General features: G+C 55.7%; 9 protein-coding genes. 6 read left to right on the top strand and 3 right to left on the bottom strand.

Going from position 1 to position 10769, the window contains the following annotated elements:
* Nucleotides 1–131 precede the first annotated feature (131 nt).
* On the bottom strand, nucleotides 132–737 hold the full coding sequence (locus N5098_RS03050; RefSeq protein WP_267636225.1) for a hypothetical protein: 606 nt from the start codon (nucleotides 735–737) through the stop codon (nucleotides 132–134).
* A gap of 161 nt (nucleotides 738–898) precedes the next feature.
* Here N5098_RS03050 and tafE point away from each other — a divergent pair, with 161 nt between their 5' ends.
* The 3 genes from tafE to N5098_RS03035 all read left to right on the top strand — a co-directional run bounded on the left by tafE (nucleotide 899) and on the right by N5098_RS03035 (nucleotide 3985).
* Nucleotides 899–1468 carry a TafE family fimbrial adapter protein gene (gene tafE, locus N5098_RS03045; RefSeq protein WP_267636224.1) on the top strand — a complete coding sequence of 190 codons (570 nt, stop codon included), beginning with the start codon at nucleotides 899–901 and terminating at the stop codon, nucleotides 1466–1468.
* A 126-nt stretch (nucleotides 1469–1594) separates the two neighbouring features.
* The gene (locus N5098_RS03040) at nucleotides 1595–2719 is read left to right on the top strand and encodes a hypothetical protein (RefSeq protein WP_267636223.1); all 1125 of its coding nucleotides are present in this window, start codon (nucleotides 1595–1597) and stop codon (nucleotides 2717–2719) included.
* Between the two features lie 129 nt (nucleotides 2720–2848).
* On the top strand, nucleotides 2849–3985 hold the full coding sequence (locus tag N5098_RS03035) for a signal peptidase I (protein WP_267636222.1): 1137 nt from the start codon (nucleotides 2849–2851) through the stop codon (nucleotides 3983–3985).
* Between the two features lie 30 nt (nucleotides 3986–4015).
* Here N5098_RS03035 and N5098_RS03030 read toward each other — a convergent pair whose 3' ends face one another.
* Nucleotides 4016–4408 carry a pyridoxamine 5'-phosphate oxidase family protein gene (locus N5098_RS03030; protein ID WP_267636221.1) on the bottom strand — a complete coding sequence of 131 codons (393 nt, stop codon included), beginning with the start codon at nucleotides 4406–4408 and terminating at the stop codon, nucleotides 4016–4018.
* A 112-nt stretch (nucleotides 4409–4520) separates the two neighbouring features.
* Between N5098_RS03030 and N5098_RS03025 the strand changes: the two genes are divergently transcribed.
* From N5098_RS03025 to N5098_RS03015, 3 genes are all read left to right on the top strand, one after another.
* On the top strand, nucleotides 4521–6296 hold the full coding sequence (locus N5098_RS03025) for a site-2 protease family protein (protein ID WP_267636220.1): 1776 nt from the start codon (nucleotides 4521–4523) through the stop codon (nucleotides 6294–6296).
* 67 nt (nucleotides 6297–6363) lie between these two features.
* Nucleotides 6364–8259 carry a heme-binding protein gene (locus N5098_RS03020; protein ID WP_267636219.1) on the top strand — a complete coding sequence of 632 codons (1896 nt, stop codon included), beginning with the start codon at nucleotides 6364–6366 and terminating at the stop codon, nucleotides 8257–8259.
* A 96-nt stretch (nucleotides 8260–8355) separates the two neighbouring features.
* On the top strand, nucleotides 8356–9336 hold the full coding sequence (locus N5098_RS03015; protein ID WP_267636218.1) for an NOG1 family protein: 981 nt from the start codon (nucleotides 8356–8358) through the stop codon (nucleotides 9334–9336).
* Nucleotides 9337–9347: 11 nt separating this feature from the next.
* On the opposite strand, the gene N5098_RS03010 is transcribed toward N5098_RS03015, so the two are convergent.
* On the bottom strand, nucleotides 9348–10640 hold the full coding sequence (locus N5098_RS03010; RefSeq protein WP_267636217.1) for a TIGR00341 family protein: 1293 nt from the start codon (nucleotides 10638–10640) through the stop codon (nucleotides 9348–9350).
* Nucleotides 10641–10769 lie beyond the last annotated feature (129 nt).

Below are 10769 nucleotides of genomic sequence, written 5' to 3'. Positions count from 1 at the left end.
TCACGCGGCCCAGAGAGTCCCAGCCCAATGTCCCCTGCATGTCAAGCCAGTTTTTTGACTGCTTTCTTATCTTTCGGAGAGTCGTTGATGGCTCATCACCCCTGAGTGGCACTCTCCAATAGCGTTCGTTACTACTGGATCGTGATCACGAGTTCACCGGTGGAGGTATCGTCTGCGCCATCAGCCGTCACGTCCACATCGAACTCCTGTGCACTTGTAGCGCCGATCTGTACCCCACTGGGTGGGCTCTGGAAGCTGACGCCAGTATTTGGTTCGGTGAAGCCACCGTTGCCAAACGAAAGTGAGTGCGATCCCGTTGTCTGGCTACCGGCGCTGTTGACCAGCGCAAAGAGATTATCGTATGAGGTGGTTGCGTTAGGAACGAGTTCGCTACCGCTGTGTCCGAACACGAGAGTCACATCGTTATCGATGAGGCTGACGTAGTCTTCTCCGTAACTCGGACTGCTGTAGGTGCTAGTGCCACTACTTGGGAAGAAGTCAGTGCCGTCCGTACTAGTAGTAGTTCCGTCGTCAGCTGCGACCGTCTCGTAGCCGCCGACGTTGACGAGCACGTCAGCCACTTCCTCGGAGTCACCAATCTCGTTCTCGACGAGAACATTCACTTCTACGTCGCGCTCTGCCTCGACGGAAGTAAATGCACCTGAGCCGACAAGTGCGCCGCCACCAATTGCCAATCCGCCCAATCCTGTCAGTACGTTTCTGCGATTCATTTTCATTAGAGATCTAGCACCTGAAGCGTGCCTTGCTCATCTCAAAGACCCCCATTGGTATATTATTAGGCCGCTTTATCGGAGCTAAATCGGTGCTTGAGACGATAATGGACGGCATTAACCACTATATTGCTGCCAATTACTAAGAGAGTATAGTGCATCAACACATGCAAGCACGAACTATGGAAATTAATAGACGATCTATACTGCTCGGACTTGGGACGGCTAGCGTCGGTATTGGTGGCCTGTTTAGTTCGGGTGCGTTTACTTCAGTCGAGGCGACACGTTCAGTCGAGATAAACACGAGCGACGACTCCAGTGCGATTCTGAAGTTCGAACCGAATAATCCAAGCTCAAATAACAACATCATCACAACGGAAAATGAGTCTGGAACTTCAGTAATTAAAATCAAGCAAGCGGACCTCAACGAGCGGGCAACGACGACGTTTGCGGATGCACTCAAGGTAACAAATGATGGAAGTAAAGACGTTGGTATCTCAGTAAACCCAGACGCAAGCGACGACACAAACAATCTTATCGGGGATGTCTTGGATATCCAAGATAGTAGCGGCACCTCAATCGTCGATAGTTCAACAGAGGGCGATAACGCTGTTGACCTATCCTCGGGCAGTAATATCAAGCTCACAGTCGTGATTGACCTACAGAACAATACAGGAGCAGCTATCGACACCATCAGCAGTATTGTCTTCGCTGCGCGTAAAGGAGACCACAGCTAGGCCTGACACAGTTCTCTAGGCAGCGACCGTCACTCGCTGTCTACTTTTCAGATGAATCGGTTACTCCTCACCACGGCACTCGTCTTAATCGCCTGCGGCACTGTCATAGCGACGGGTGCTGTTCCGATGGATGGGCAACGCGACAGGCTTGACCCGACAAACGACTCTGGTGTCTTTCTGAGCCCAGCCGACACAGAGAACGGTAACGAGTACGCGGAGCTAAACAGCCAAGGAAACCTGTCTGTTGAGATTGATGTCTTTGCGGGGACCAAGATGTGGATAGACGACGTGTTTGTGGTGGGATTGGAGGATACTCAAGACAGTGTTGAAACTGCAGAAGTCTGGCTCGAACAGAGTGGTACCGACGAGTTGACCCTCCTGCGGATGGACACCAAGCAACCGGTCGAAGGCGAGGACAACGCTATTAGGCTCGAACCTGACGAACACGTCGCGCTCGGCTTCGTTGTTGAGGCCGACTCAGATACGTCTGGCACCTTTGTCGAGACAGTAACCTACAGGCAGCGTCTCCCTGAGGACGAATCGGAGACCGAGACTGAATCACCAGGACAGGGACCACCGGACGTATCAGAGCAGGAAACTGATACGCCGACAGATCCGGATTCGACCCCGACTCAAACACCGGATGATGAGACTGAGACCACACCAACACCTGACCCGGATACCGACCCCACAGCGACGCCTGACCCGGATACCGACCCCACAGCGACACCTGACCCGGATACCGACCCCACAGCGACACCTGACCCGGATACCGACCCCGGAACGGATACGACACCAGACAACGGGTCACAAGATACCGATGAGTTCGTTCCCGGTGAGGAGCCAACAGCAGTTCCGCTGCTTGGGGCCCTACCGTTTGACTTCGGCAGCTTCATCTTCCCTTGGTATGTGTGGCTTCCGTTTATCGCGATCATCGCGGTCCTGACCAATTACCTGACTCAGACGCGGGTTCGGGATGTCAGGCCGCTACTGAAAACACCAGCTCAGACACGGCGACCACGAGTCAGATACGCATTGGTCCGTCTAGGCCTGCTCTGGCTGAATGTGCTGGTACTCTCGCTGGTGGCGATGGGTGGCCTCTGGTCGGCTGGCATCCGTGGGATGGCACTGTTCCTGACCGTGCTGGGTGGGTCAGCAATCCTTGGGGGTATGCTTGGCTACCGCCGCCTCCCGGATATTGAGGGTGAGTACATCGAAGCCACTCACGAAGACGAAACCGAGAACGCCTAAATGACCTCAACTTGCTCGCGCGAACGCGCTGAGGTTGGGGTTCCTGCTTTTATGACACATCGAAGGGGACAGAGAGGACGAAACAGCTATTTACGCCAGTAAACAAACAGGTGGTACCGCGATACTGGCATGTTTCGAAGACGGATTAGAAGCGTCGCGAAAATCATCGTTGTCCTGCTAATTCTCGCAACTGCCGGTGGGGCCATCATCGGGCAGCCTGCGGTCTTGAGCTTCGTTACGTCCGATAGCATGTCACCGACGATTCAGACCGGAGACGGGTTCATCGCAGTCCCAGATGTTGTCACAGGTGATATTGAGAAAGGAGATGTGGTCGTCTTCGAAGCCGAAGAAATCGAAGGCGGTAAGCTCACCACACATCGGGTTGTCGATGAAACCGAAGATGGGTACATTACGAAAGGAGATGGCAATCCATTTACTGACCAAGATGGTGTCGAACCACCGGTAACCGACGACCAGATTGTTGCAACCGCTTGGCAACCAGGCGGAAACGTCGTGACACTCCCCTCACTTGGAACGGTGGTGCTTGGCGGTCGGTCCCTCATATTCGAGGTCCAAGAGACCGTAACGACCGTACTCGGGTTAGAGGGTGCCGATACCGCTGGCCAGATGGGGTCAGTTCTCCTTCTCGCTGGCCTCGTATTGCTCGGCATAACAGTTGGCGATAGCATCCGCGGGTCAGACCGAACTCGGAGTCGAAAACAAGGCGAAAGCGAGTGGCTTGACCCACGGTACGCAGTTATCGTACTAGTCGCAGTTGTCGCACTTCCGGCAAACGCCGCGATGGTCCTCCCAAGCAGTACCCACCAAGTCCCAGTTGAGGGTGCCGCATTTCAGGACGAGGCAACACCTGGAGAGCCTGTCGATGTGAGTCTCTCTGCGACAAACGAGGGGCTTGTAACGATGCTTGTCGCCTTCGAATCTGCACCAGATACAACACTACAGGACAGGCAGCTTGGCCTTCCGGGCGGCGATACGGTGTCGACGACGATGTACGTCCCTGCACCGCCACCAGATGAACAACGAACGGTGAGTATCGACGAAAACAGATACGTCATGATTTTGCCGCCGTCGTTTCTCATGGCGTTGCACGATATCCACCCCATGGTTGCGCTTGGCGCGATCAACGTAACAATCATCGTCAGTATCACAACGCTGGTGGTCGGGTTGCTCGGGCTGCGCAGGCGGCGTGTCCGGCAGGCCGACCGTGGTGTGCCGCTTGTGCTACGAATCAAGCGCAGGCTCTAAGCGGCTGTCGACGCGGCGAGAGGCGCAGCGTCAGTTGTGATAGATGTCATCGGGCCGGATACGAAGAAGAAGTCGCTCAGTCTGGATTTCGCTGGGATAGTCGTCGTCAATATATCGCTGTGCTAGCTCGTCGGCGTGCTGGCGGGCCCCTTCTGTTGTTGTCTCCTCGACGACTCCAGTAACTGAGAGGAATCGATACGGGTCGTCAGGGTCTGTCATGCTCACTGAGACGGCGGGATTTTCGTCTACGTTGCGGGCTTTTCGTCGATGTCGCTCCGTATTGACGAGGAGTCGATTGTCTTCAGTATCGTAATCAACCCACACTGGCGTCGTATGTGGCCGGCCATCGGGCTGCATCGTTACGACGTGGGCGAAGGTTGCTTTCTCAAACAGGTCGTGAAACGAATCCGGAATTGCTGGCATATTGTATTTAACGGAAGGAAGATAGTTATGTTTACCCGAACCTCCGTGACAGAGCCGGACGGATACTCAGGTATCCAAACCCTCTTTTCGGGACACCCCTACTGTGTAGGTGATGGTTGATTTGCTGATCGGCGCTATCGCGGGCGTTGTCATTTATTCGGTGCTCGCAATGGCGTTGCGGACCTATGGTTATCTACCGGAGTATTTCAGTGTCACCGGCCCACTGTTGACAATCAAGACAAAACGCGGGCGGCAGTTTCTGGACCGAGTGGCCAGCCGCAAGCGATTCTGGCGCGCGTGGGGGAATCTCGGTGTTGGAATCGCGTTGGTCGTGATGGTCCTTGCAGGGATCTTTGTCCTCCTCTCGGTGCCGGCAGTCTTTTCACAACCCGACAGCGCGACAATAGAAAGTCCACAGAATGCGCTGGTCATTCCGGGCGTCAACGATTTCCTTCCGTTATCGGCTGCCCCCGGAATTGTTTTCGGCCTGCTGGTCGGGTTAATCGTTCACGAGGGTGGCCACGGACTCCTCTGTCGAGTCGAGGGGATTGATATCGACTCGATGGGAGTGGCGTTTTTCTCACTTGTCCCGCTTGGGGCGTTTGTCGAGCCTGATATTGATGACCAGCGCGAAGCCGACCGGGGGGCACGGGCCCGGATGTTTGCGGCTGGCATCACGAACAACTTTGCGGTGACAATCGTTGCACTGGTTGGGATTGTTGCCCTCGCTAGCTTTGTCTCTGTCGTACCGGGCGCACCGGTCGGGGATACGTTCGCGGGGTCAGGTGCTGCCGACACAGGTATCGAACGCGGGGATGTTATCACGCATATCGATGGAACACCGGTCGAGAACGTATCACAGTTCGAGGATTATCTCGAACGCAACGACGACGGGCAAGTGATGGTCTCACGCGAGGATGGTGAAGATGTCACCGTCGAACGGGAGTTACTTGTTACCGGTGGCGTCCAAGAGCTTGTTCCGGGTATTCAGTTGAGCGAAAAAGAGCCACCGAAAATCGCGTCGGTCAACGGGACAGCCGTCCAGACAGAAGGTGAGTTCGCCGCGGCCGTCGAAAACAGGACAGTTGCGACCATCCAAACCAACAGAGGAGAGGCGACTCTACCGATAGGTGCGTATATCTTCCACGTCGACCCTGACGGGCAGTTTGCCGATGCCGGCGCTCCCGAAGATAGGGAGCTTTTGATTACACATGTCAGTGGCGTCCGCGTCTCGAATACGTCGGCCTTCGGTGAGCAAATTGACGGACTTGAACCCGGACAGGAGGTACCGATAACAGCCTTTGTCAGCGGTGAGAAGAACACGTACAACGTAACAGTTGGTGGCTCGGCCGACGACCCGCAGATTGATGTTCGAGCGGCAGAGGGGTACAGCGCACTATTGCTCAACGACTTCGGTATCGACCCCTACCCTGCCGAGAACTTCTTGTCGATGCTTGGAGGCAATGCAATTCCGGATGAGATGTCGACTGTCACTGGGTTCCTCTGGTACCACCTCCAGTTGCTCATGTTGCCTTTCGCGACGCTCATCATGGAGGGAGTCTCCTACAACTTCGCCGGGTTCACTCCCGGCGTGGCCGGCTTTTTCACCGTCAGTGGCCCGTTTTCAGTTCTCGGGAGTGGGACACTTATCGGCATCAACCTTCTCTTTTGGACGTGGTGGCTGAACTTCAACCTCGCTATCTTCAACTGTATCCCATCGTTCCCACTTGATGGTGGGCACATCTTTAGAGCGGCAGCTGAGTCTGTCGTCTCACGGCTGCCCACAGCTCATGGGCGGACAATTGTCACGCTCATAACCGTTGGCATGACACTATCGATGGTAGTGTCGCTTGGCGTGCTTCTCTTTGGCCCGCTTGTCTTAACATGATGGGCTGTTCGTAGCTGACGGGAATCGAAACGAAACCTTTCCTACAGCGCTCTCGTAACACCTGTGTATGCCAGAACCACGCGACCCACCACCGACAGATGAGGGGTGGTACGCACTTCATGACTTCCGGACCATCGACTGGGATGCTTGGCGCGCTACGCCGGAGCACGAACGCGACAGGATTCTTGATGAGGCAATCGACCATCTCGAATCGACGATTGCTGTCGATGAGGCAGAGGAGGGAGCCACTGCAATCTACTCCATACTCGGTCATAAGGCCGATTTCCTCGTGTTACACCTTCGGCCATCGACCGCTCACATCGGGGCGCTTGAACGGGGCTTCGAGGGGACTGCCTTCGCCGAGTTCACCGAACGCCAGACGTCGTTCGTCTCGGTCACTGAAGCGTCGGGGTACTCCGAGCGCGCGCGAGACTACTTCGAGGGTGACCTCGATGAAGACTCAGGGCTGGCAAACTATATCAGGACACGACTCCATCCAACGATTCCGGATGCGACACACGTCTGTTTTTACCCGATGGACAAACGCCGCCAGCCCGAGCAAAACTGGTATGAGCTCTCTTTCCAAGAGCGTGCTGATCATATGGAGGCCCACGGCGACATTGGCAGAGACTACGGCGGCCGTGTCGTCCAGATGATTACTGGTGCAATTGCTATTGACGACTGGGAATGGGGCGTCACGCTCTGGGGAGACGACCTTGTCGACATGAAAGACCTCCTCTACGAGATGCGGTTTGATCCTTCAACCTCACAGTTCGCCGAGTTTGGCAGCTTCTACGTGGGCCGGCGTATGACGCCAACAGACCTACCGGCGTTACTCGCTGGTGAGCCGGTCCCAGCACCAGACGAACACAGCAGCGAGGACAAAACGGAATCATCCGGCGACAGCGTCGATTCAGTTGCCGTCCATCCTGACGAGGCCACAGAGGAACCAACAGACGACGAGTCTGCAGGCGAGAGTGGGAAGCCGCCCATAGCTGATACGGACGGAACATGGCAAGAAGAAACAGAGATTGCTGGCCGTCTCGTTCGTCTCGGTATCACTCCGGGCGAAGAGTTCGAGCAGGAAGGATACGCACTGGTACTGTACTCCGATGCCGATGCCCAAGAGCTTGCCAACGAGGTTGACAGCCTACGAGAGAATTTCGACCACTACGACTCACACGTGCTCACCAACGTTCGTGCCGAAAGTGGGCAGTCTGCGATAATCAGTATCTGGGACGCCGAGCGCGCTGCCGACACCGCATACGGATTCTTGCAAGACCTGCCAGGCATTTCTGAGAGCTATGGCGGCACAGTCGAGGGGCTTGACGGTACAACAGAGACAGATGACGTAGGGACCCCACAAGCGGCTGAGGAGTCAGCTGACATCAGAGAGACGCTGTCTGACTTGGATGTCTACGGTGGCCAACCCCACGGCGAGGATATGGTCGCACTCGTACTGTATTCAGAGTCTGAGCTAGCGACCCTCGAATCAGAAGTCGTTGACCTGAGTGACGGATTCGACCGATATGACACACACGAGGGGACCGCGGTCTACAACGACCCAGACGGAGACACAGCCGCAGTAGTCAGCCTCTGGGAGACAGTCGACGCGGCCGAGACAGCAAGCGACTACCTTGCTGAACTTCCCGACATCGTCGGCTGGGCAGATCAGGGCGATGGGTTCGAGACGATGGGGATGTTCTATACGGTTAAACCGGAGAAACGCGGGGCGTTCGTAGAGACATTCGGTGAGGTTGGCAGCATGCTTGACGGAATGGACGGCCACCGCGACACCGCACTGCTGGTCAACACTGACGACGAAAACGATATGTTCATCGCCAGCCGGTGGGACTCCAAGGAACATGCAATGGAGTTCTTCCAGTCCGACGCATTTGCCGAGACACTCGATGCAGGCCGGGAGATGTTGGCTGATAAACCACGCCACGTCTTTCTGGCATAGGGTCGGGCGCAGCCATGTCTTGGCGATAGACGAGAATATCGCTGTCGCTGTTCCAGAGCGAACGGGTTTTAGGCCCCGACTGATTACGAGCATTCAATGAGTCAACCGTTCGAGGGCCTCCCGACGACGCCGCTGGCCGACGAGCTCGTCGACCAGGCCTTCTCCCGGGCGGCACGCGCCGGGCGAGCCAAATCCGGTCACGACGCCCAGCAGTCCATGTTGTTGACGGCCACAAACATTATCTCCGATAATCTGGAGAATGTCGTCGCTGGCTGGCCCGATTTCAACCTGCTTGACCCGTTCTACGTTAACCTTGCTGATGCGATCGTCAACGTTGACGAACTCCGCCAGCATCTCAACGAGGTGACGTGGGCGAGTCAGAAAGCGGGAGATATTCGTCAAGAGTACGAATCAAAGATGCGAAACAGTGACGCTGAACTGGCACGCAAACACCGTAAACAGGCATTTGCGCGGCTTGCAGATGTTGTCGAGGAAGTTGGGGATGACCTCAAAGCGCTTCTCGACGCCAGACAAGAGCTTCGTGACCTACCGGACATCCGCCCTGACGAACCAACTATCGCAGTTGCAGGGTACCCGAACGTGGGGAAATCTTCATTCGTCAATGGAGTTACACGCGCAAGCAATAAGGAGGCGTCTTACCCGTTTACCACAACACGAGTCCACGTCGGACACGTCGAACACCAGCACATCCGGTACCAGCTTGTGGACACACCGGGGTTACTCGACCGGCCTCCCGAGAACCGGAACGAAGTCGAATCACAGGCTGTCAGCGCGCTCGAACATGCGGCAGATGCAGTTCTTGTCATCATCGACCCGAGTGGCGACTGTGGCTATCCACTCGACGTACAGCGGTCACTCCACGCTGATATCGAGTCGCAGTTCGACGTGCCTGTTGTGACGGTGTTCAACAAGCAAGACCGCGTCGAAGGCAAGACATTCGACGATGCCGATTACATGATGAGTATCACCAACGGAGAAAACGTTGAGACAGTACTCGAGGCAACCATCGATGCTGTCGGTTACGAGCCAGAGCTTCCGATTGACGAGGAGACGTAGCGACCCGCCGGTCAGGCGTGTTCGGTCTGGACGTATTGCACTTGTATTTCGATATCACGGCTACTTTCAGCACGGATTCGGTCACCCATAAGAGTCGCGAGCCCAGAGACAGATTTTCCCGGAGGGATACCGACGGTCACGACAACGTTTTGCGGGTCTTGGAAGGGAAGCGCGCGCTGATACCCGACCTCGACACTGACCAGTTCGAGTCGTTCACCGCTATCAAACCGCTCGATTGCGTCCGCCGCACCGGCTTGAATCGCATCCTCCGTCGATGCCCGCTGGAACGAGTCAAGCGTGACCCCACCAAGAAACGCTGACAGAATCAGTATTGCGACTGCAAGTGTCCCGACACGCTTGATAAGCGCGTGCCGTGCTTCGTCTTGGAGAAACCACTGTTGGGGCCGGTACCCCTTGTACCAGAGCACGACCAGTGAGGCAAGGTTGATAGAGAGAACGTTTACCAACAACAACACGCCCGAACCAATACTGACGCGAGGTTGCCACCATGCAAGCCCGATACCAACGGTTGCAGCGGGCGGAATGAGTGCAACAGCAATCATCACCCCAACCAGTGCCGACGAAACTCCGCTGGTAAGACTCACAATACCGGCGATGCCCGCACCGATAGCGATGGCCAACATGAGGAAATCTGGGGCGACCCGTTCGTGTATCTCCGGCACAGTCGTGACATCGTCGACTGGTGCTGTGAGATGTGCGTATCTGACGACAAACGCGAAAACAAATGCCGATACAATAGCGAGCCCCAATCCGAATATCTGCAGTCGAACACCACGCTTGAACATCTCTCTGTCGTTGACAACCGTGCCGACACTGGCCGATAATGCTGGTCCAACAAGCGGCGCAATAACCATCGACCCCACGACGACAGCAGCCGAATCCAACAACAGCCCGGCTGTCGCGACGACAGCACTGACGACTGTCATGATAATGTAGGTTGACAGCGAAGGTGCAAGGTTTGATGCTGCGCTGACAAGCTCGTCGCGGGCGATTCGGTCTTCGTCTTGGTCCTCGGCGTACTCTTCTTGTAACGCCTCAAACCGCTCGGAGACTACCGTGTTTGCTTCCAAGACGACCGTAAACGAGGTATCGTCCAGTCCAGCCTCCCTGAGGCTGTCAAGCGTCGGCTCAACGGCAGTAGTTGGGAGCGGAATATAGGCGACGCTGTCGAACTCCCGCCCGCTTGTTTCATCGGTGACGACGTACTCGATTCCGTCATCGTCAAGACTCCGGAGCAGTTGGTCACGCTTTCCCGCCGGAATCGTTATTTGAACCAAACGCATGTGTTCCCAGATGACGACTAGAATAAAATAGGGCAGGGTATACGACTAACTCGACACGACAAACACTGAACTGCGTCAGTTTCTCGGCCAGAAACGCCAGAGTACGCTTATTTGCGATAGCGGAAACTC

The sequence above is a fragment of the Halovenus rubra genome (assembly GCF_026586665.1).
In the GTDB taxonomy this organism is placed as follows: Archaea; Halobacteriota; Halobacteria; order Halobacteriales; family Haloarculaceae; genus Halovenus; species Halovenus rubra.
Note: the sequence above shows the minus strand (reverse complement) of the source record. Positions and strands in the feature narration are given on the sequence as shown.